The sequence below is a fragment of the Pedobacter sp. G11 genome (assembly GCF_003860265.1).
In the GTDB taxonomy this organism is placed as follows: Bacteria; Bacteroidota; Bacteroidia; order Sphingobacteriales; family Sphingobacteriaceae; genus Pedobacter; species Pedobacter agri.
The window spans coordinates 2,638,579-2,660,380 of the sequence record NZ_CP034190.1 but is presented as its reverse complement, the minus strand read 5'-3'; the positions used below and the strand labels follow the sequence as shown (position 1 = coordinate 2,660,380).

Annotated in this window: 27 protein-coding genes; 24 read left to right on the top strand and 3 right to left on the bottom strand. The window is 37.2% G+C overall.

The window, feature by feature from the left end; all coding sequences use genetic code 11:
- Positions 1 to 4: 4 nt before the first annotated feature.
- Positions 5 to 2,224, bottom strand: a complete 2,220-nt coding sequence (locus EA772_RS11550) for an NADP-dependent isocitrate dehydrogenase (RefSeq protein WP_124913362.1) — start codon at positions 2,222 to 2,224, stop codon at positions 5 to 7.
- Positions 2,225 to 2,465: 241 nt separating this feature from the next.
- On the opposite strand from EA772_RS11550, the gene EA772_RS11545 reads away from it, so the two are divergent.
- Both EA772_RS11545 and EA772_RS11540 read left to right on the top strand, forming a co-directional pair.
- Complete coding sequence (locus EA772_RS11545; protein WP_124913359.1) at positions 2,466 to 3,791, top strand: sorbosone dehydrogenase family protein; 1,326 nt, start codon at positions 2,466 to 2,468, stop codon at positions 3,789 to 3,791.
- Between the two features lie 72 nt (positions 3,792 to 3,863).
- Positions 3,864 to 5,918: a TonB-dependent receptor gene (locus EA772_RS11540; RefSeq protein ID WP_124913357.1), complete on the top strand. Its 2,055-nt coding sequence runs from the start codon at positions 3,864 to 3,866 to the stop codon at positions 5,916 to 5,918.
- A 45-nt stretch (positions 5,919 to 5,963) separates the two neighbouring features.
- On the opposite strand, the gene EA772_RS11535 is transcribed toward EA772_RS11540, so the two are convergent.
- The gene (locus EA772_RS11535) at positions 5,964 to 6,308 is read right to left on the bottom strand and encodes a single-stranded DNA-binding protein (protein ID WP_116169787.1); all 345 of its coding nucleotides are present in this window, start codon (positions 6,306 to 6,308) and stop codon (positions 5,964 to 5,966) included.
- 269 nt (positions 6,309 to 6,577) lie between these two features.
- Between EA772_RS11535 and EA772_RS11530 the strand changes: the two genes are divergently transcribed.
- The 20 genes from EA772_RS11530 (at position 6,578) to EA772_RS11435 (ending at position 19,749) form a co-directional block, all read left to right on the top strand.
- Positions 6,578 to 6,943 (top strand): hypothetical protein, encoded by a 366-nt coding sequence (locus EA772_RS11530; RefSeq protein ID WP_010599565.1) that lies wholly within the window; start codon positions 6,578 to 6,580, stop codon positions 6,941 to 6,943.
- Between the two features lie 258 nt (positions 6,944 to 7,201).
- Positions 7,202 to 7,729 (top strand): DinB family protein, encoded by a 528-nt coding sequence (locus EA772_RS11525; RefSeq protein ID WP_124913355.1) that lies wholly within the window; start codon positions 7,202 to 7,204, stop codon positions 7,727 to 7,729.
- A 345-nt stretch (positions 7,730 to 8,074) separates the two neighbouring features.
- Positions 8,075 to 8,944: a hypothetical protein gene (locus EA772_RS11520; RefSeq protein ID WP_124913353.1), complete on the top strand. Its 870-nt coding sequence runs from the start codon at positions 8,075 to 8,077 to the stop codon at positions 8,942 to 8,944.
- 236 nt (positions 8,945 to 9,180) lie between these two features.
- A complete protein-coding gene (locus tag EA772_RS11515) occupies positions 9,181 to 9,543 on the top strand; it encodes a DUF2200 domain-containing protein (protein ID WP_124913351.1) in 363 nt (120 codons plus the stop codon).
- Positions 9,544 to 9,557: 14 nt separating this feature from the next.
- Positions 9,558 to 9,989 (top strand): DUF1801 domain-containing protein, encoded by a 432-nt coding sequence (locus EA772_RS11510; RefSeq protein ID WP_124913349.1) that lies wholly within the window; start codon positions 9,558 to 9,560, stop codon positions 9,987 to 9,989.
- Between the two features lie 68 nt (positions 9,990 to 10,057).
- Entirely contained in the window at positions 10,058 to 10,639 is a 582-nt protein-coding gene (locus EA772_RS11505) for a GNAT family N-acetyltransferase (RefSeq protein ID WP_124913347.1), read from the top strand.
- Positions 10,640 to 10,658: 19 nt separating this feature from the next.
- On the top strand, positions 10,659 to 11,084 hold the full coding sequence (locus EA772_RS11500) for a VOC family protein (RefSeq protein ID WP_124913345.1): 426 nt from the start codon (positions 10,659 to 10,661) through the stop codon (positions 11,082 to 11,084).
- Positions 11,085 to 11,178: 94 nt separating this feature from the next.
- A complete protein-coding gene (locus EA772_RS11495; RefSeq protein WP_124913343.1) occupies positions 11,179 to 12,063 on the top strand; it encodes an alpha/beta fold hydrolase in 885 nt (294 codons plus the stop codon).
- A gap of 156 nt (positions 12,064 to 12,219) precedes the next feature.
- Complete coding sequence (locus EA772_RS11490; protein ID WP_124913341.1) at positions 12,220 to 12,825, top strand: hypothetical protein; 606 nt, start codon at positions 12,220 to 12,222, stop codon at positions 12,823 to 12,825.
- 142 nt (positions 12,826 to 12,967) lie between these two features.
- Positions 12,968 to 13,561 (top strand): dihydrofolate reductase family protein, encoded by a 594-nt coding sequence (locus tag EA772_RS11485; protein ID WP_124913339.1) that lies wholly within the window; start codon positions 12,968 to 12,970, stop codon positions 13,559 to 13,561.
- Positions 13,562 to 13,646: 85 nt separating this feature from the next.
- A complete protein-coding gene (locus EA772_RS11480) occupies positions 13,647 to 14,258 on the top strand; it encodes a hypothetical protein (RefSeq protein WP_124913337.1) in 612 nt (203 codons plus the stop codon).
- 26 nt (positions 14,259 to 14,284) lie between these two features.
- Positions 14,285 to 14,713, top strand: a complete 429-nt coding sequence (arr, locus tag EA772_RS11475; protein WP_124913335.1) for an NAD(+)--rifampin ADP-ribosyltransferase — start codon at positions 14,285 to 14,287, stop codon at positions 14,711 to 14,713.
- A 110-nt stretch (positions 14,714 to 14,823) separates the two neighbouring features.
- Complete coding sequence (locus tag EA772_RS11470; protein WP_124913333.1) at positions 14,824 to 15,393, top strand: Crp/Fnr family transcriptional regulator; 570 nt, start codon at positions 14,824 to 14,826, stop codon at positions 15,391 to 15,393.
- Between the two features lie 76 nt (positions 15,394 to 15,469).
- Entirely contained in the window at positions 15,470 to 16,207 is a 738-nt protein-coding gene (locus EA772_RS11465; RefSeq protein WP_124913331.1) for an SDR family NAD(P)-dependent oxidoreductase, read from the top strand.
- Between the two features lie 162 nt (positions 16,208 to 16,369).
- Positions 16,370 to 16,936 (top strand): DUF4256 domain-containing protein, encoded by a 567-nt coding sequence (locus EA772_RS11460; protein WP_124913329.1) that lies wholly within the window; start codon positions 16,370 to 16,372, stop codon positions 16,934 to 16,936.
- Positions 16,937 to 16,962: 26 nt separating this feature from the next.
- A complete protein-coding gene (locus EA772_RS11455) occupies positions 16,963 to 17,505 on the top strand; it encodes a hypothetical protein (RefSeq protein ID WP_124913327.1) in 543 nt (180 codons plus the stop codon).
- 100 nt (positions 17,506 to 17,605) lie between these two features.
- Entirely contained in the window at positions 17,606 to 18,019 is a 414-nt protein-coding gene (locus EA772_RS11450) for an iron chaperone (protein ID WP_124913325.1), read from the top strand.
- Between the two features lie 37 nt (positions 18,020 to 18,056).
- Positions 18,057 to 18,917 (top strand): methylated-DNA--[protein]-cysteine S-methyltransferase, encoded by an 861-nt coding sequence (locus EA772_RS11445; protein ID WP_124913323.1) that lies wholly within the window; start codon positions 18,057 to 18,059, stop codon positions 18,915 to 18,917.
- Positions 18,914 to 19,165 (top strand): Ada metal-binding domain-containing protein, encoded by a 252-nt coding sequence (locus tag EA772_RS11440; protein ID WP_210405024.1) that lies wholly within the window; start codon positions 18,914 to 18,916, stop codon positions 19,163 to 19,165. Before EA772_RS11445 ends, EA772_RS11440 begins: the two co-directional genes overlap by 4 nt.
- Positions 19,141 to 19,749 carry an alpha-ketoglutarate-dependent dioxygenase AlkB gene (locus EA772_RS11435; protein ID WP_124913321.1) on the top strand — a complete coding sequence of 203 codons (609 nt, stop codon included), beginning with the start codon at positions 19,141 to 19,143 and terminating at the stop codon, positions 19,747 to 19,749. Before EA772_RS11440 ends, EA772_RS11435 begins: the two co-directional genes overlap by 25 nt.
- Before the next feature lie 20 nt (positions 19,750 to 19,769).
- Here EA772_RS11435 and EA772_RS11430 read toward each other — a convergent pair whose 3' ends face one another.
- Entirely contained in the window at positions 19,770 to 20,558 is a 789-nt protein-coding gene (locus EA772_RS11430; protein ID WP_124913319.1) for a hypothetical protein, read from the bottom strand.
- Between the two features lie 197 nt (positions 20,559 to 20,755).
- Between EA772_RS11430 and EA772_RS11425 the strand changes: the two genes are divergently transcribed.
- Together EA772_RS11425 and EA772_RS11420 are read left to right on the top strand one after the other, a co-directional pair.
- Positions 20,756 to 21,271, top strand: a complete 516-nt coding sequence (locus EA772_RS11425) for a DinB family protein (protein WP_124913317.1) — start codon at positions 20,756 to 20,758, stop codon at positions 21,269 to 21,271.
- Between the two features lie 3 nt (positions 21,272 to 21,274).
- Positions 21,275 to 21,799: a GNAT family N-acetyltransferase gene (locus EA772_RS11420; protein ID WP_124913315.1), complete on the top strand. Its 525-nt coding sequence runs from the start codon at positions 21,275 to 21,277 to the stop codon at positions 21,797 to 21,799.
- The last annotated feature ends 3 nt before the right edge of the window (positions 21,800 to 21,802 follow it).

The window sequence follows — 21,802 nt, the reverse complement described above, 5'->3', positions numbered from 1 at the left end:
AATACTATAACGCAGCTAACGCAGCATTTAAAGTCTCGCTAGGACGCATTGCTTTTCCAGCCAATTCATCGTTTGGATGATAATAACCACCGATTTCCTGCTTTTTACCTTGAGCTCCAATTAATTCTTCTTTAATTTTCGATTCATTTTCAGTTAACGCTTTCGCCAACGGTGAAAATCTGTCTTTTAATTCTGCATCTTTACTTTGTGCAGCTAATGCTTCAGCCCAATATAAAGCAAGATAGAAATGAGAACCACGATTATCAATTGTTCCTAATTTTCTACCTGGAGATTTATCTTCCGCTAAAAATTTAGCATTTGCTTCATCTAATGCATCTGCTAAAACTTGTGCTTTTGCATTGTTTTGTGTTTGCGATAGATGTTCTAAAGAAGCTTGAAGCGCTAAAAATTCGCCCAAAGAATCCCAGCGTAAATAACCTTCATGGATAAACTGCTCGATGTGTTTCGGAGCAGAACCTCCGGCACCAGTTTCAAATAAACCGCCACCATTCATCAAAGGAACGATAGATAACATTTTAGCAGAAGTTCCAAGTTCTAAAATTGGAAACAAATCTGTCAAATAATCACGTAATACGTTACCGGTAACTGAAATGGTATCTTCCCCTTTACGAATACGCTCTAAAGTAAATTTAGTGGCTTCAATTGGAGCAAGAATACGAATATCTAAACCAGTAGTATCGTGATCTTTTAAATATTGATTTACTTTTTTAATGATTTCTCTATCATGAGCTCTGTTTTCATCTAACCAGAAAACCGCTGGCGTTTCAGATAGACGAGCCCGGTTTACAGCCAGTTTAACCCAATCCTGAATAGGCGCATCTTTGGTTTGGCACATGCGGAAAATGTCTCCCGTGGAAACCTTTTGATCAAAGAAAACTTTTCCGTCAGCGTCAGTAACACGGATTAAGCCATTTGCAGTTGCCTGGAAAGTTTTATCATGAGAACCATATTCTTCAGCTTTTTGCGCCATTAAACCAACGTTTGGAACCGAACCAATTGAAGTCACGTCAAAAGCACCGTTCGCTTTACAATCGTCAATAGTAGCCGTATAAACCCCAGCGTATGAACGATCAGGAATTAAAGCGATGGTATCTTCAGGTTGTCCTTCTTTATTCCACATTTGTCCTGAAGTACGAATCATAGCAGGCATAGATGCATCAACAATTACATCACTTGGCACATGCAGATTGGTAATTCCTTTATCAGAATTCACCATCGCTAAAGCCGGTCCGTTTTCAATGGCCTGAGCAAGAGCAGCCTCTACTTCAGCTTGTTGTGCGTTGCCTGCGATTTTTGCATAAACATCGCCTAAACCGTTTCGGGTATCAATATTCAAGGTTTTAAAAAGATCGGCATATTTTGTAAAAACATCAGCAAAATAAACTTCCACGATGGCGCCGAATATAATTGGATCAGAAACTTTCATCATGGTTGCTTTTAAATGCGCTGACAACAAAACGCCTGCCGCTTTAGCTTCCTCGATTTCTTTAGCAACAAAAGTTTTTAATGCCGATAAGCTAAGTGCAGAGCTGTCAATCACCTCTCCTGCTTTTAATGGCGAAAGACCTTTTAATTCAGTTACTGCACCATCTTCAGCAACAAATTCAATTTTAAACTGTGAAGCTGTTTCAACAGTGGTAGATTTTTCTGAACCATAGAAATCGCCTTCTGTCATGCTGGCTACCTTGGTTTTAGAATCTGCAGACCATTTGCCCATTGAATGTGGGTTTTGCTTAGCATAATTCTTAACCGCTTTGGGTGCTCTTCTGTCGGAGTTTCCTTCGCGTAAAACAGGATTTACCGCCGAACCTAAAACTTTAGCATATTTAGCTTTGATTGCTTTTTCCTCTTCAGTTTGAGCATTATCCGGATAATTCGGCAACGCAAAACCTTGCTGCTGCAATTCGGTAATGGCATCAACCAATTGTGGAATAGATGCTGATATATTTGGTAACTTGATGATGTTTGCTTCTGGAGTGGTTGCCAATGCACCCAGCTCAGCCAAAGCATCGCCAATTTTTTGATCGTCTTTTAAATACTCCGGAAAGTTAGCCAAAATTCTTCCTGCTAAGGAAATATCTCTGGTTTCTACATCAATACCTGCAGATGCGGTAAAAGCTTGTACGATAGGTAAAAGTGAATAAGTTGCCAACATTGGCGCCTCATCGGTTTTGGTGTAGATAATTTTTGATGTATTTGACATGTTTAAATTGATTTTGCTTTAAAAGGTTAACTATTGATCGGTTAAAATAAAAAACCGAGCTTTTTTTTTAAATCGCCTAAAGATAAAAGAATCGAATGAATTAAGGAACATTGTAATGTTATTTATGGTTTGATTGTTTTTATCATAAGTCAATCCAGTATTTTTTATTCAAAAACATCTGCACATTTTTTCTGTTGTATTTTCTGTGAAACATATCCCAATTTCCTGAAAAATATTAATTATGAAAAATCAGATTTTATACGCAACAATGTTGTCAGCTTCGGTTTTAGTAAGCTGCCAATCAAATTCAAACAAAACCTCTGAGCCGCAGGGCGATTCAACAACTTTAACTACAGAAACCCAGCAAGTAGAACTGCCTGCACCTGATACCACAGCAGCTAAAAACAAGTTTAGTAAGGTGCTCGGCTGGCCTGAGAACAAAATGCCGGTTGCGCCGGCAGGATTTGTAGTGACAAAATTCGCATCCGATATTAAAAGTCCGAGAAATACTTACATTGCTCCTAACGGCGATGTCTTGATTGTTTTAAGTAATTCGGAACGCAGTACCAAGGAAAAAATTGCCAACACCGTAACCGGAAAGGCAAAATCGGAGGTAGCTGGTGCCAGTGCCAATACCATTTTATTATACCGTGATGCCAATAAAGATGGCGTAGCGGAAATTAAAACCACTTTTTTATCTGGTCTTAACCAGCCTTATGGCGTAACAATCATCGGAAACTCATTTTATGTAGCCAATACCGATGGTTTGTGGCAATACCCTTATAAAACAGGCGACACCAAAATCTCCGGAACAGGGAAGAAAATTTTAAGTTTGCCAGCCGGAGGTTACAATAATCACTGGACAAGAAACCTGATTACCAACGAAGACAAAAGCAAAATTTATGTAACAGTGGGTTCAGGAAGTAATGTTGGCGAAAATGGCATGGAAAACGAGGTAAGAAGAGCCAATATCCTAGAGATTAATCCAGATGGAACAGGCGAAAAAATTTATGCCAGCGGTTTAAGAAACCCGGTTGGTGTAGATTGGGCACCTGGAACCAAAATGCTTTGGACTGCAGTTAACGAGCGAGACGGATTAGGAGATGATTTAGTTCCGGATTACATTACCAGTGTAAAACCAGGTGCTTTTTATGGCTGGCCTTATGCGTATTTTGGTCCTAATGAAGATCCGAGATTAAAAGGGAAAAATCCAGAATTGGTTAAGAAAACCATTGCTCCTGATGTTCCGGTTGGTTCGCACACTGCTTCGTTAGGTTTGGCCTTTTACAAAGACAAAAAATTCCCTAATAAATATCAGGGCGGCGCTTTTATAGGGCAACACGGCTCATGGAACCGTTCGGCATTGGCGGGATACAAAGTATTATTTGTACCTTTTAAGGATGGAAAACCAACAGGAAAACCAGAGGATTTTTTAACTGGTTTTATTGCTGATCAGGATAAAGCCGAAGTTTATGGCAGACCAGTAGGAATTACCCAGACACCAGATGGCGCTTTACTTGTTGCTGATGATGTTAGCGGCGTGGTGTGGCGAGTGGCTGCAAAATAATTTACCCTTAAATCCGCAGATATTACTAATTTATCTGCGGATGTTTTTGCTTGATTTTTAAACCAACAAATATTGAAATCTACATTTACTACTCTTTTGTTGCTTTGTTGCGGCATTAGCTTTGCTCAAATTACGAAAGTTGATAGCACCAGAAAGCTCAAGGACGTAGTCATCCAGGGGTATTATAATACCCAACCGCTGCTAAGGTCGGTATCTGCAGTAACATTACTGGACAGCAACCAACTCAAAAATCAGCAGAATAGCTCATTGGTAAGTTCGTTTAATACCATCACAGGCGTTAGAATGGAAGAAAGATCGCCGGGAAGCTACCGTTTATCTTTGCGTGGAAGCTTGTTGCGATCGCCTTTTGGCATTAGAAATATTAAAATCTATATTGATGAACTTCCTTTAACTGATGCCGGCGGAAATACCTATCTGAATGCTCTTGACCCCACTGCGATACAATCAGCTGAGGTGTATAAAGGTCCGGAAGCTAATATTTTTGGCGCTAACACTGGAGGTGCAGTTTTAATCCGTTCTGCTGGTTTGGATCAAAATAAAATTGAAGCCTCCTTAACTGCTGGATCTTATGGCCTGTTTCACCAGACCGCAAATATTGAAAGAAGTTTTAAAAATTACAGTTTCAGCCTCGTAGAAGGTTATCAGCGAAGTGATGGCTATCGCCAGAATAGTGGCATGGAGCGAAAATATCTGCAAACTTTGCACCGCTGGAATTACAATAATAAAGGCAGTTTGAAACTTTTTGCTTTCTACAGCGATTTAAGCTATAAAACACCAGGAGGCTTAACCTTGACTCAAATGCAGCAAGACCCTCAAGCCGCCCGCCCCGCCACGCCAACCTTGCCCGGTGCTGTTACCCAACAGGCGGGCATTTATAACCAAACTACATTTGCCGGCATAACCAATACTTATCAACTATCTGAAAATTTTAAGCATGTTGTATCAATTTTCACTACTTATACCGATTTCAAAAATCCGTTTATAACCAATTACGAAAAACGTTATGAGAGCACTTTGGGCTTGCGGACATTTCTTGAATATATTCATGCAAAAGAGAACTTAAAAGTAAATGCCCAGCTAGGTATTGAAAGTGCAGGAACCAAAACCCAGGTTCGAAATTTCAATAACAATGCAGGCGAAGCAACAGCAATGCAAGCATCAGACTGGTTAAAGGCCAACCAGGATTTTGCTTTTTTGAGATTGAATTTTGATATAGGTCAAAAACTTTTAATAGAACTTGCTTCAAGTATCAATTTCTTCAATTACAAATACGAAAGCATCTTCCCTATTTCGGTTGCAAAGCAAAAGCGTACATTCAGTGAACAATGGATGCCAAAACTGGCCGCTTCGTATTTGCTGAACACTAGCCTTTCTTTAAGAGCTTCCATCAGCAAAGGTTATTCGCCACCTACCATTGCCGAGGTAAGATCCTCAGATAATAACATCAATAATAATCTCCAGGCCGAACTGGGTTGGAATTACGAAGCTGGCCTAAGATTTAACAGCAGGAACAATCGTTTCTATGCCAATGCAAATGTTTTTCAGTTTGAACTTCGTGATGCCATAGTAAGAAGGTTGAACGCCAACGATACTGAATTTTTCATTAATGCTGGCGGTACCAGGCAAAAAGGCATTGAGTTAGAAACATCTTTCTGGATTATAAAAAACGAAGAATCATTTTTAACAGGCATTCAACTGAGAAGCAGTTATAGCTACAGTCATTTTCGTTTCAGTGATTTCCAAAATGGGAATACTGATTTTACAGGAAACAAACTCACAGGGGTTCCGGCAAACGTAATTGTTAGTAATTTACTGTTTGAATCAAAGATTGGCGTTTATCTCTTTGCCCAACATAACTATACCAGTATGATTCCGTTAAATGATGCCAATACGGCTTTTGCAGACAAATATCATCTGATAGAATTAAAAGCGGGTATTCGTGATTTAAAAATGGGCAAAACAAAAATCGAATTTTTTGCAGGCATAAATAATCTTCTAAATGAAAAATATAGCTTGGGCAACGATTTAAATGCTGTAGGCAACCGATATTACAATCCTGCAGCAGGCCTCAATTTCTATTCTGGATTAGCTGTAAAGCTTTATTGAAATGCAGTACCCATTTGATTTACTGCATTTCAATTAGTGACGATCTTAGTTCGTTAATGCCATTTCCTTTACAATTAATTCGCTCACTACAATATCTGTAGTAAATCTTTTTGAACCATCTTTCGCTTCATAACTTCCGGTTTGTAACCGGCCTTCAATGGTCAATTGTGTTCCTTTTTTAATCTGGGCTAAAGCCAGCTCTGCTTTGGCATTCCAAAAAGTTAAAGTAAACCATTGTGTTTTCTTTACCTCTTCACCCGAAGCACTTTTAAAATATTCATTTACCGCCAGATTAACTCTTGCTAATTTTTGATTTCCTGACAGGTTTTTTAATTCTGCATCTGCTCCTGCAAATCCAGTCAATACCACTTTGTTAATTGTACTTTCCATGATGTTAAAATTTAAATAACTTGATGTTTAACGAGCAGCAGTCACCACAACTACCGACAGGACAAAGTTGCAACAAGCAGTAAAACTTAGTCGGAGTTTAAGCATTTATAGTCGTGTATAAGCGTTTAAAACGGATAATGCTGCTCGTACTGCCTGTTTCGAAATCTAATTGACTAGCAAAAGCTTAAAATTTTTGACGTTCAATTTTGAAATGCTTACAATTCTTTTTAGTTTTAAACATCATCCCATAATAAATAAATCAAATTATTATGGACCGCTCTTGCTTAGATTGCGGCAAAGCCCTGGTAGGCAGAGCCGATAAAAAATTCTGCGACGATTCTTGTCGAAACAATTATAACAACCGCATAAAGAATGATTATTCTATTGTGGTTAAAAAAATTAACCTGATTCTTAAGAAAAACCGGGCAATTTTAGCTGAATTTAATCCCGATGGCAAAGTAAAGATGAAGAAAAGCAAACTCAATTCAGTAGGGTTCAATTTTGACTATCATACCCATACCTATATCACTCAGGCAGGAAAAACCTACCACTTTTGTTATGAATACGGGTTTTTGCTTTTAAATGATGATGAGCTTTTACTCGTAAAACGAGATGAAAAGTTATGGCTGAGCTAATTTACAAAACTGTTGGTTCCATTAACGCATGCATTCAAGGGATATCAATTTCCCAGATTATTTATACAGGACCGACCCAGATTATGTTCCTCGGGAAGCTCCGAGAAAAGCTAACTAAAAAAAAATCCGCTGGCAAAGGTTTTGGAATTTCGAGCAAGTTATAACGCCCTGCCTGCCGCAAGCAGCGACTTAAAATCATCCTAACTTCCAAAAGTTAGCTTAACCTTATACAAAAACTATAGCAAACATTGATAAAATATGGATCACTCAATAAAGGAAATACTGTGGAATCAACTTGGGGCAAGTATAGATATGCTTTTAAACGTCATTTCAAATTGCCCCGACGATTATTTTCTCATGAATAAACGATTTTATTTTATAGCATTTCACAGTACAATTTTTTTAGACTATTATTCTACAATTTCACCACAAGATTTTTCTCCGCTACTTTCTTTCACACAAAAAGAGCCGTCAGAAAGACCAAAAGAAGCTATTGGCGATTTAATACCCGATGAAATTTATAGCAAACAAGAAATAATAAAATACCTTAAACAAATTAGAGCGAAGTGCAAACGAATAATTTTCAGTTTAACAGCTGATGAATTGAATAAAAGGTTTAAAGAGGGAGATCAACCATATGATATGGATTATCCTATTTTGGAAATTTTACTTTATAATATGCGACATACGCAACATCACGCTGCACAATTAAATATGCTTTTACGACAGGATTTAGATAAACATATTGAATGGTCATTTCGAGCAGGTGATATAATCGACGAGTGATCACCACTAATTGCCGTGGATATTGACCTGATATTATCATTTTGAAAATAGATTTTAGTCTTGAACTAAAATTCATAATCCTCAACTTCATCGAAAAAAATTGCCGCACCACCATTGGATTCATTCTCCTCTGTCAATGATTCTGGTTCCTATTATCAGAGAATAGAAAACGAATAAAAATTTAATCCTGACACTTTTTTTGTAAAACCTATTCGAATGCTAATTAATCTAACTTTTTAGGAAATATGACTATAGATTTGATTAGTCCTGACAGGTTGGCGAATGGAAATACTTCGATAAAAAAGGAAAGTTTGTAAAAAGAGAATTCACTAAAATGATAACACTATGAACAGATCAAATAAACGGAATAATCTTTTTCACATTAAGTGGATGTCAAAAATTTCGATCGCAATATTGCTTTCATTTTCTTTTTGTTCATTTGCTCAGCAAAAAATACCTCCACCACCTGTAAAATCTGCAAAAAAAACACATACCATTCAGAGTAACGACACAACTTCTAAAGGTAGTTGGTCTTCGGAAAAACCAACTTTAAAAACTAGCCGAAATCAACATATTAATATTGGCTATGGTGAAACATACCAAAAGTTGCCGAAGTTAATTTTCGAAACTGCCGATGAAGCTGAGTTTTTAGCTCTTGAAAAGAAAAAATATATTGAAACTTTTAAGCCTGAAGGAGAAGGGAATTACTTTTACATTCAAACAAGGCTAAAAAAGCATAAGTTTAAGAAATATAATGATTACGGTGGAAAATTGGGTTGGAGCGGATATGAGTTCTCAGGATATTATCCGGCTACTAAACTTTATGCCATTACAGAACATTCAACGTCTGAAAATTTAAACTTTAGTCAATTATTTTTATTAGATAGTTTGAATGACTATAACTATAATATCATTTCGTTTGGTGATGCGAGTGTAGCCTTACCAGTTCCATCCATCAATAATAAATACTTTGTTTATTTCTACAACGCGGTTTATGAGCATAAAAACTGCGACATTGGAATTTTAAAAATAAATCATAAATCAAATCCCAAAACTTATTTAAGTGAATATGCGAGCTATCGCTCTGCTGATTTTGCAGTCGAAAAAATTATTTGGAAAACAGACAATAGTTTCATTGTAAAAGGCTACGAGGAAGTTTATGAGAATAATCAATGGATAAAAAAATACAAATATTTCAAAACGCAATTTAAATAAATGGATTAACTCCTGGTCGAGCTGTGCTGGTGTCGCTCTGCGGAAAAAGCTGAAGCTGAACATATATATTCCTATCAAATAATGTACAAGCTGTTATGAGTTTCCAGACTAAATGAATAAGCCATCATATCAAAAAAAGAAAAGAAATCGTAAAAATTAGTAAATTCAATATCTTAGTTAAAAGAATATTAAAATGTGCCAACAATATGAATTGTAACAGGCATTGACTATTGGATATGAAAACAACCCCTGAACACGATGAGCGGATTGCAAACATCACTTTTGCATCGGTTTACCCACATTACATCAAAAAGGTAGAAAGCAAAGGCAGAACGTTGGCAGAATTACATCAGGTTATTGAGTGGCTTACAGGTTTCGACATTCAAAAGCTGCAAAAACTTATAGAAGATAAAGCCACATTTGAAACTTTTTTCAATAAAGCAGCATTAAATCCAAATGCACAGTTAATAACAGGTGTAATTTGTGGCTACCGCATTGAAGATATTGAAACACCCTTAACTAAACAAATACGGTATTTAGATAAGCTGATTGATGAATTGGCTAAAGGAAAAAAGATGGAAAAAATTCTAAGGCAGTAGTTTAAATCAATATTATGGCAAAAACAAAAACAACTTATACCGGACAAAATGTAGCCGATTTTATATACGCTTATGTTGATAACGAGCAAAAAAAAGCTGATAGTTTTCAACTGATTAAATTGATGGAAGAATGGTCGGCCGAAGAAGCTAAAATGTTTGGGCCAAGCATTATCGGTTTTGGTAACTATCATTACAAATACGCCAGCGGACATGAAGGCGATGCGCCTATTATTGGTTTTTCGCCGAGAAAAAATGCACTTACTTTATATGTTTGTGCTGAAACAGAAGTAAGTAAATTGCTGCTTCCAAACCTTGGCAAATTCAAAATGAGTAAAGCTTGTATTTACGTCAAAAAACTTTCTGATATTAAGCTGGAGGTTTTGAAAGACCTTTGTTTGGAATCAATTAGATACATAAGTGAGCACCATGAATGTTCATGCAGGTAAACGACTTAGATCTACAAAAGGAATCAACCTTCCTTCAAGCGATATCATTAATTTTCCGCTTAATTAGGATGGATAAGGTTGCAAACACTTCCAAAGCTAAAAAAATGGCCAATATCAGTTTTAACCCCTTTCCTGTTTTGAAAAGTGAAAGACTTACACTCAGGCAATTATCATTAACCGATCAGCAAGATGTTTTCGCTTTGCGTGCTGACGAAGAAATTAACCGATTTCTGGACAGGAAACCAGCCGAAACGATAGAAGATGCCATCAGGTTCATCAATGTTATTAATGCGAACATCAAAAACAATATTTCGGTTTACTGGGCCATTACCCTCACCGAAACCAGAGAATTTGTTGGTACCATCTGTCTGTTTGATTTTTCGAATGATAAAACCAGTGTTGAAATTGGCTACGAACTCCTGAAGCGTTTTCAAGGCCAGGGAATTATGAGCGAAGCAATCGAAAAGGTGATCAACTATGTTTTTAAGGTGTTAAAATTTCAGAAAATACTGGCCGTAACCCATTATCAAAACTATGCTTCAGCTAAATTATTAACCCAATTTAACTTTCTTCCATCTAAAGAGATTGATAATCAACACATTGATTTTAGCACCTTTACATTAACTAATGTATATTTAACATCTTTATAAACTAACAAAAATACTACCTATGGCAATTATTAATCCACACGTTAACTTCAATGGCAATGCCGAAGAAGCTTTTAATTTTTATAAATCAGCATTTGGCGGCGAGTTCCAAAGAATTGTTCGTTTTAAAGATTTATCAAGTGAAGAATTTCCGGTAGATGAAAGTGAGGCAGATAAAATCATGCACATTGCTTTGTCTATTGGCCATAATACGCTAATGGGTAATGATGTTCCGGCTTTTATGGGTAAAGTAGATGAAAATGAAAACCGATCAAAAATTTCTGTAAGTGCCGAAAGTCGTGAAGAAGCAGATCGGCTATTTCAGGCACTTTCAGCAGGCGGAACTGTTGAAGTGCCGATTGACGACAGTATGTGGGGATCGTATTTTGGAATGTTTAGAGATAAATTTGGGATTGAATGGATGGTAAACTTCGAGCCGGCAGTGTGATCGGCGAGCAGCTCACAACTAAACTTGAAATCGGGATGGTAAACATTCACGCTCTTATGATTGAAATCAATAGTGAGACAGATAGCGGAAACTTATGAAATCCATCGTATTGCTTTTTTCATTGGTGATGTTTACATTTCCATCTTACAGACAAAAAATTGAGACATTGAAAATGAAACAGGAGAGCAATGATCATTTGACATTCACTAGCGGATATGCTGAAGTGAACGGATTGAGAATGTATTATGAAATATACGGTGAAGGAAAACCGATTGTGTTGTTACATGGTGGCGGTTCAACCATTCAGACGAATTTCGAAAAACTCATCCCCTTATTGGCTAAAAACAGAAAAGTTATTGCTGTTGAATTACAGGCGCATGGAAGAACGAGCGACCGTAATGCTGAGTTGACTTTTGAGCAGGATGCCGATGATGTAGCTACATTCCTCAAAAATCTCAATATCAAAAAAGCCGATTTTTTTGGCTTTAGTAATGGCGGAACAACTTGTTTACAGCTTGCCATCAGGCATCCAAAACTGATTAACAAACTGATTTTAGGCTCTGCATTAGCCAAACGAAACGGTGTGCCCAACTGGTTTTGGGATTTTATGGCACAGGCCAGACTGGATAATATGCCGGAAGCCTTAAAAAAAGGTTATAAAGCAGTTGCCGCAAATGAAAATGGCCTGCAAAACATGCATGATAAGGATGCCCGCAGAATGGTAAATTTTAAAGACATTCCAGATGAGCAGCTTAAATCGATTCAATCCTCAACCCTAATCATCATCGGCGATAAGGATGTGATCACACCTGAACATGCCATCAACTTACATCATTTAATTTCAAATTCATCGTTGGCCATTATCCCGGGAGGACATGGTGAATATATTGGAGAAATTACGACGATCAAACCTAACTTTAAGGAAAGTGATTTGGTAGTGCCAATGATAGAAAAGTTTTTAAATGATACGAGCCATTGATAGAAAGCCTGGTTTAAACATTCTCACCCGGTTATTGCAAATAATAATCCATTCTTTACGAATCATTAAGCAAATGAAGCGAATTTAAAATGTAGCCTGACGGGTTGAAATAGAAACTTTATTTTAGAATTATTAAACATATTTTAATTTATTGTTATGGCAAACGCAACCAACCAGGAAAATAAAAAATTAACAAAAGCGCACATCTTCTTATTGGTGGGTGTATTAGCTGCATTTATTATTTATGGTTTATATGAGGTAGTATGGAAGACAAAACTGAACGGAACCACACTGATTGATAATCCTACCGGTAAGCCACTGGCTGTAACCATTGATGGTACAGATTACGAAATTCCCGCTAATTCTTTTGAAAAAATCGATCTGGAAATTGGTCATCATAAAATTAGTTGCAAAGCATACCAAATCGCCGACCAGGATTTGCATCTCGACCCAACTGAATACGGGGTAATTAATCCAACAAAATCGAAGTACGTTATCTATAACATCATTTACACAAAAAAAGACTTGAGCAGCAAATTCAAGGCTTATCAGGTAGAAGGCAAGGAAATTTATTCGTTGCTTGGAGAGCCGGAAGTGACGACTGCATTATTTATCCCCGATAGAACTCTAGGAAAAGGTAATATTGATGATAAGGAACCTGCTATTGAGAATTACAATCGCATGAATCAAGATTATGCTTTCCTCACTAAAATATTCAGATTGAATGATTTCTTTGAGTTTTATGATAAGAATAATAAGTAGTTTTCATTATAGAACACTTATTAACCTGTCGCATTGAACCCTCAATATTGCCGTATTTGCATAGTTGAAAGCGCATTTTATTTGTAGATATTTAACTTATACTTTCTAAATCAAAAAGATAGAAAATAAGGAGTTAAATATTATGAGAAAAATAACAGTATTATCGATGATCACTTTAGATGGAGTGATGCAAGCGCCAGGTGGACCTGAAGAAGATTTATCAGGAGGCTTTGAATATGGTGGCTGGAGTGCACCTTTCAATGATGAGGAATCGGGGAAGGTAATGCAGAAGTTAATGCAACCTTCTGATCTGCTATTGGGTAGAAAAACTTTCAAAATATGGGAAGATTACTGGCCTAAGAATACCAACTACTGGCCAAGCATAAATGCGGTAACAAAATATGTCTTGTCGACTACAGTTACAAAATCTGATTGGCAGAATACAGTTTTTATTAACGGAATTGAAGATATTAAACAAATCAAAAATTCAGATGGATCAGACTTACAAGTTTGGGGTAGCAGCGAACTTATTCAACTGTTGTTAAAAAATGATCTGATTGATGAATTATGGCTTTTTATTCATCCACTAACACTCGGAAAAGGAAAAAAATTATTTATTGATGGTGCCATTCCAGCATCTTTTACCCTTAAAGAGAGTGTTGTTACGCCAAAAGGATTAATTATGGCCAATTTCTCAAGGGCTGGAAATGTGAAAACCGGCAAAAGTGGAAGTTAAATTTAACATTTTCTCTATCTTTAGGATTGGATAATCAAAATTTGAGCATCTCGATTTTGAAGTCAAAGTATTTACCCTAATCCGAATGAATTCATTTTTACCCATATTGGGTTTGATTATTTTAGCGGTAATTATCATCGGGACTTACCGCATGATCATTATAAAAAGACAACACAGAAAACTGAATGACCTCCGTTTTAACAGGGTAAAACCGCTTTATGATAAGCTCAATACGGGGACAGAACTTACGCCTACGGAAGTAAGGCCTTATGCCGAAAATCTGCTTGCCCGTGAAACGACTTATCAATTGTTAAGTGAACATCAAAAATTATCGCTGTTCCCAGGAGAATTAGTTACGATTGAAAAAGCAGCTGAAAGTAATCTGGCGAACTGGTTAGAATTTCCTACAGAATTAGGCACATGCCCTGATGAAATTGAACACATTAAGCGGGTGGGCATTGATTTTGATGGAAAACGCCACATGGTTTTTTATGAAGTTTTTAAATATAAAACGCTCGAGCCACATTGGGCAGCAAAAGACGGTTGGATTTTGGGAGTGGTTGGTCCGTATTTTGAAGATAGCAAACCCTATGATTTTCCTCAGGCAACTTTCAGCAGAGTAATCAGTACGTTGGAAACAACAAGCCCGGATGAAGAGGCAAAATGGGTACACGAACATATTTCGCGAAGACGATAATTTCTTGTTTTCTTAACAACAACAGTATGGATATTAAATCAACAACCATTCACAGTCCCTTTGCGCAGGCTTATTTTCATGGTACCAAGGCTGATTTAAAGCCAGGAGATTTGATTAACGTGGGAATTAGTTCCAACTACGGGCAAAAAAAAGCAGCTAAATACATCTACCTTTCTGCTACCTTAGATGCTGCAATTTGGGGTGCAGAACTTGCTTTGGGCGATGCAAAAGAAAGAATTTACGTGGTTGAGCCTACCGGCGATATTGAGGACGACCCTAATTTAACGGATAAAAAGTTCCCGGGTAACCCAACCAAATCTTACCGTTCAAAAGATCCATTTAAAGTGATCGCCGAGATTACAATTTGGCAGGGCCATCCTCAGGCACAGATTGAAACTATGAAAGCAGCCTTGGCAAAACTCAAGGATCAGGGCATTGAAGCCATTGAGGATTAGTTGTTTTTTTAATTCTTCTCCTTCATCCCAAAAAACTAGAGCCCGAATAACAAACCAACTTTTTACCAAATGGCAAATTCTTTATTTGTTTCTTTAGCTACCTTGTGCGCATGAAAGAATTGTTTGACTTCATCTTAAGGTTTGGAAATCTCAATCCGCAACAAATAGATTTTATTGCCGGTAAATCGATAACGCTGGAACTTAAAAAAGATGAATATTTTTCTGAAGCTGGAAAAATTGCCCGCCAGGTTGGCTTTATTGTCGATGGAATTTTACGCGTTTGCTATTATAATAACCAGGGAGAGGAAATCACTAAATATTTTATTGAAGAAAATAATCTTGTTGTCGATTTGGAGAGTTTCAATAATGAAATTTGTTCCAGTGCTTACGTTCAGGCAGTTACAGACTGTAAAATGATTGTTTTCCAACGGAAAGACTGGCTGGAGCTTCTGCAAACCATTGTAGGTTGGGACACCATCGTAAATAAAATTACCACCAGAGCTTTAATGCAAAAAGTAGAAAGAAGAAGTCCTTTAGTTTCCGAAGATGCAACTACCCGTTACCTGAAATTTCTAGAAATCTATCTCACTGTAGTTAACCGGATTCCACTATCTTATATTGCTTCTTATCTGGGTGTTACCCAATCTTCGCTCAGTAGAATCAGAAAAAATATCCGCTAGAACACTTTTTGCCAAATGGCAAATGATTTCAGTTTTTAAAGCCGCAGCTTTACATCATTAATTAAAAGATAAGAAAATGAAATCAGCATTAATAACAGGAGCCAATAGAAGTATCGGTTTGGAAACAGCCAAACAATTATCAAAACAAGGTATTTTCGTTTATTTAGGTAGCCGCGATCTTGCAAAAGGTAACGAAGTTATAGGTACGTTAACCGAAGAAGGATTTGAAAACATTAAAGCCATTGAAATTGATGTGACGAACGCTGATTCGATTATTGCCGCGAAAAATATCATTGAGCAGGAACAGGGAAAACTGGATATATTAATCAACAATGCTGGCGTTCTAGGTGTGAATCCTCAAACCGCAACGGAAACTGCTGTTGATGACATTAAAGCAGTTTTTGAAACCAATTTTTTTGGCGTAATCCAGGTTACCCAAACTTTTTTGGATCTGCTTCAAAAATCTGATGCGCCAAGAATCAGCAACATTACTTCAGGATTAGGTTCATTAACGTTGCATAGCGATCCAAGCTGGAAGTATTATCAGGTTAAAGCGGCCGCGTATGGCCCATCGAAATCGGCATTAAATGCTTACACCATTGTTTTAGCTTATGAGTTAAAGGATTCAGCATTTAAAGTTAATGTAATTGATCCAGGTTATACCGCAACAGACTTCAATCACCACAGCGGCCCCGGAACCGTAGAAAGCGCAGCCAGTTTCATTATTAAACATACGTTAACAGATGAAAACGGACCAACCGGACAATTTTTCAGTAATGATATTGAAGATGAATCAGGAATCAGTCCATGGTAGATTAATTCTTCAATAAAATTTCTAATGCCCTGCAAAGCTACGCAGGGCATTTTTTATGTAATATCTGTTAAGTTCTATTATATCCCTCAATCAACTACAGGTTGTGGGCTATAAATAATTTTGCTAATTTTATTTGAATCAAAATATACTTCATCAACTATTATGAGCTCAAATCACAGAACACTTTCGCCAGAGCAAATAGAAAATTTATTAAATATCTTAAAAGCCAGATTTGAAAAAAACAAGCATCGCCATGAACATATCTCATGGGATGATGTACAGGCAAGGCTTGAAGCTCATCCTGAGAAATTATGGTCGCTAGATCAAATGGAAGCAACCGGTGGTGAGCCAGATGTAGTAGCTATTGATGATAATACAGGCGAATATATTTTCTTCGATTGTGCCGCCGAAAGTCCTAAAGGAAGGAGAAGTTTTTGTTATGATCGCGATGCCTGGGAATCAAGAAAAGAACATAAGCCTCAAAATAACGCTCTCGGGGCAGCAAAAGCAATGGGCATTGCAATACTTACCGAAGACGAATATCGGCAATTACAGCAACTGGACAAATTTGATTTAAAAACATCAAGCTGGGTGAAGACCCCGGAAGATATCAGAAAACTTGGTGGCGCTATCTTCTGTGATCGACGATATGGTAAAGTGTTTACTTACCACAACGGAGCAGAATCTTACTACGGCGCCAGAGGCTTTCGTGGTGTATTGAAAGTTTAGTACGCTTTATACCTAACAATAAATTTATGCTCAGAAAAATTATCTTATTCTCATTTTTTAGTTTTGCATTTTCTCAGGCGTTTAGCCAGGTGCCGAGAAAAGTTTCACTTTATCTCTTTTCCCAGTACAACAAAACGCTTTCCGACCAAACCAAAGGCAATAATCCCTGGGGTTTTGGATTAGGAATGCAGGCAACGGCCAACACAAAAACTAAACTAAAACCTATGCTTGAAATTACCGGAGATTGGTATCTGGAAGACGATAAGGTATTGAGGTTAAATCCAGATGGCAGTTTTCCAACACAAGATCATACTGTGAATGAAATGATAAACGTGTTTGCCGGCACTACTTTCTCCCCTATTCCTGAGATTTATACTATGATAGCTGCAGGTCCGAGTTTTATTGGTGATCAAGTTTTATTAGGCATTAAACCCACATTTGGCTTTTATTTTTCAAAATCGAAAAGGTTAACAGCAAAGCTTGCCTACATTCATATTTTTAATCGGGATAAATTATCTGCTAAAGATTTCGGCACACTAAGCATTGGCGTTGGTGTAAAACTATTCTAGTATAAGTTCGCAATTGTCTTAAATACCGCCAAAAAATGCCGCTTTTACTCTTCCAGATACTGGAATACACCTTTAACTTTGATCAAGAAAAAGCAACGCGATGAATACAAAAAAAACCGATATTGAAAGTTACATTGCAGACTTTCCGGAAGAAACCAGAGCAAAACTTCAATTGATTCGGGAAGTCATTCAAAAAGCCGCACCGGGCGCTACCGAAAAAATAAGTTACGCCATACCTACTTTTGATTTGAAAGGAAATCTGGTACACTTTGCTGGCTATAAAAATCATATTGGCTTTTACCCAGGCAATGGTGGTATTGAAGCATTTAAGGAAGAAATTTCGAGTTATAAAAGTGCCAAAGGATCAGTACAATTTCCATTGAATGAACCCATACCAATAGATTTAGTAGCAAAAATCACTATGTTTAGAGTGGCTCAAAACCTGGAGAAAGCCGCCCTGAAAACCAAAAAAAAACAAGCTGATATTAAACAGAGCAAGTTTCGGGTGGTATAGCGTTTAAATCTAAAGTACTTTTGTTAAAATATCGATCATGAAAGCACAGGATGAAATAAACTTTAACAGGATTGCCAGAGCCATAAATTATATTCAGGCTAACTTTAAAAATCAACCCAGCCTGGAAGAGATTGCTGAAGAAGTAAACCTGAGTCCGTTTCACTTTCAGCGCCTGTTTAAAGATTGGGCCGGTACAACGCCAAAACGATTCTTGCAGTACATCAGCATCAGCTACGCGAAAAAGCTGCTACAGGAAAACGATAAAACCTTGTTTGATACAGCTGTAGAAACTGGCTTTTCCGGAAGCAGCAGATTACATGATTTGTTTATAAGCGTTGAAGGCATGACTCCTGGAGAATATAAAAATGGTGGCGAAAACCTAAAAATAAATTACAGTTACTCCGCAACACCTTTTGGAAATATACTAACGGCATCAACAGATAAGGGCATTTGTCATATCGCATTTTATGATGATGAATTTGCTGCATTCGCTATTTTAAAAAGCAAATTCCCAGCAGCAAATTATCAACAATGTGAAACCCTGGAGCACCAAAATGTACTGCAGATTTTCCATAAAGACTGGACGGAGATCAGTCAGATCAAGTTACATCTTAAAGGAACTGATTTTCAATTAAAAGTTTGGGAAGCGCTGCTCAAAATTCCGACAGGAAAACTTTCAACCTACGGCATACTTGCAAAAAAAATTAATCAACCCAATGCATCACGAGCTGTTGGTACCGCAGTTGGCAGCAATCCTGTAGCATTTCTTATTCCCTGCCATCGTGTAATTCAAACAAGCGGTGCGCTTGGCGGTTATCATTGGGGAACAGATCGCAAAATGGCTATGATTGGTTGGGAAGCCTCATTAGCAGATACATTACAGCATCGAGATAAATGATCATTAAACATCAGGAAATATCTGCTTCAGAATTAAGAAAGAAGATTAGAAACAGGCAGATTTGCTTTGGTGGAAATGCCGCTTTGAAGATATTTGGATTGCTAAGCTGCAAATCTGGTAAGCGAATGAAAGTTAAAAACCGGGTATTTTTTAAGACAGAAAGTGACGCATTATCGTATGGCTATCGCCCTTGTGGCCATTGCATGTACGCAAAATATACAAAATGGAATTATTCAGCAGAGCCGTAGATACATCCAAAAACTTACTGCCATACAACGGTACCGTAAATTACTATGGAAAGCTTTTTTCATTGGAACAGGCCAATCATTACTTTGATGAGCTAATGAAAAATATCGAATGGAGAAATGATGAAGCCTATATTATGGGAAAACACATCATTACCAAAAGAAAAGTGGCCTGGTATGGCAACGAAGGTTATGCTTACACCTACTCTAAGGCGACCAAACATGCTTTGCCATGGACGAATACTTTACTGGAACTGAAAAATATTGTAGAAGAAAGAACAGGAACATTGTTCAACTCATGCTTACTTAACCTATATCATAATGGCGATGAGGGAATGGCTTATCACAGTGACGATGAAAAAACACTAGGCAAACATACGGCTATCGCATCAATGAGTTTTGGTGCAGAAAGAAGATTCTTATTTAAGCATAAGCAAACCAAAGAAACCATTACGACATTTTTGGAACATGGAAGTTTGTTGGTGATGAAGGATGAAACACAGTCGCATTGGTTACATCGATTACCACCAACAAAAAAGGTTAATTTGCCGCGGATAAACCTTACGTTCAGAACAATGGTTGTTTAGGCCAAAGGATCGTGAAATCGCTATTTTTTAAATTCGCTAATATCTACAATGCGGTCATCGTCAGGATTTTCCTTTAAAAATGAAGTTCCCCGACTGTTCTTTTGCCAGCTGTAGTTCTGCTGAATTTCGTTAACCATTGTTGCCGAGTTGAGTACATTTGCAGGAACAGGTAGGTTAAGTGTTTCTCCAGTCAAATAATTTACCTGATACAAACCATCTTTTACAGTAAAAACCAACGTTGTTTTATCTGATGAATAAAGAATAAACTTGCCTTGAATCAGCTCATTAGGATTTTTTCTTTTGATCTGATAAACTTTCCCCCTAACGGTAGCCACCACAAAATCATTATTTACTACCAAGGTTGTGCGGGTAATCTCCTGCAGTCCCTTTGCAAAATCCTTGTCTCCCTTACCATTTGAAGCAATATTTAAAGCAACTGCATTTGGCACCCCTTCTTTAAGCGTGATGATATAAAATGGTGACAAGTCTCCAGCACCATCTTCTATCTGCACCAATACAGCTGTTTTTTGTGAATTAACAAATCTAGCCTCACGAAATTTATGCGCTACGGGTTTCGAACCCTCCTGAATATACAACGTCGTATCTTTCAGTTTCACGCTGAAACCACCTGAGCTATCAGGGTTTTTATCATAAACGTCTTCAATGCTTAGAATTTTATCTTTGTATTTCGGAAATTCATTGAAGTCATCCTGATCGGTAAAAGGCTTTGATACTAACGTTTTTTCTAATTTCCCGGAGCAGCTAAATAAAAAAATAGACAGGAAAAAGGCGATGATTGTGTTTTTCATAAAAAGGAATAGCTTTAATTTTTAGCTAATTTATTATGTTTATACTTAGCGAAACAACAAATGACTGATAAAATTTTTGCTTAACAGAAAAAATACAATTTTGATAAATCTGAATATTATCCAATATTCTAAAACTAAATATCAAAAACCACTATTTTAGCTAAGATAAACAACTGAAAATCTAACCATTAAGAATTATGTTAGTACAAGCGCTACTGGGTGAATTTCTTCAGGAAGCTGAAAGCACCCGAAAATTGCTAAACGCCATTCCTCAACACGTTTTGGAATATAAACCTTCTGAAAACTCGTGGACTACCGGGCAACTGGCCTGGCACATCGCTGAGATTTATAATTGGTATCCTTACACTGTTAAAGGTGCTGAATTTAACATGGATGACTACGAAGATGTAGAAAGGGATTATTCTGATATTGAGAAAATAAGAGAAAGATTTGAACGTAATTTTAGCAAAGCAAAGGAAAGCCTTGAATCCATCACTGATGAAAACTTAGATGACTTGTGGAAGATGACGGTTGGAGGTCAGGTTGCTATTCCAGAAACGCCAAGGGCACAGATCATCCGCGGTTTTTTAATGAACCACATTTACCACCACAGAGGTGAAATGATCGTTTATCTTCGCCTGAACGGATGTAAAATACCGGGATTATACGGACCAACTTTTGAAGATGAGCAAGCCATGCAAGCTAAACAATAACTAATGAATGCCTTTATAGAAACAGAACGATTAATGCTTAGGGAATTGGAAATTACAGATGCCAGGGGAATGTTTGAAATGGATTCTGATCCTTTGGTGCACCGGTTTTTAGGGAATAACCCGGTTTCAACCATCAGTCAAAGCACTGCCGATATTGCTTTTATACAGGCACAATATCAGGAAAATGGGATTGGCCGATGGGCGGTAATTGAAAAAGATTCTAATCAGTTTATCGGTTGGAGTGGTTTGAAACTAATAAGAGATATCAATAACAACCACAGCAACTATTACGATATTGGTTACCGGTTTAATAGGAAGTTTTGGGGTAAGGGTTATGCCACTGAATCTGCCCGAGCTGCTATCAATTACGGCTTTGAGGAATTAAATTTGGATCAAATCATTGGCATCGCCGATGTAGAAAATCATGATTCTATTAAAGTTCTGGAAAAACTGGGTTTAATAAAAATCAATGTATTTGATTATAAGGGACGGGATCATCATTGGCTAGTGTTAAAAAAAATAGCATGAAAT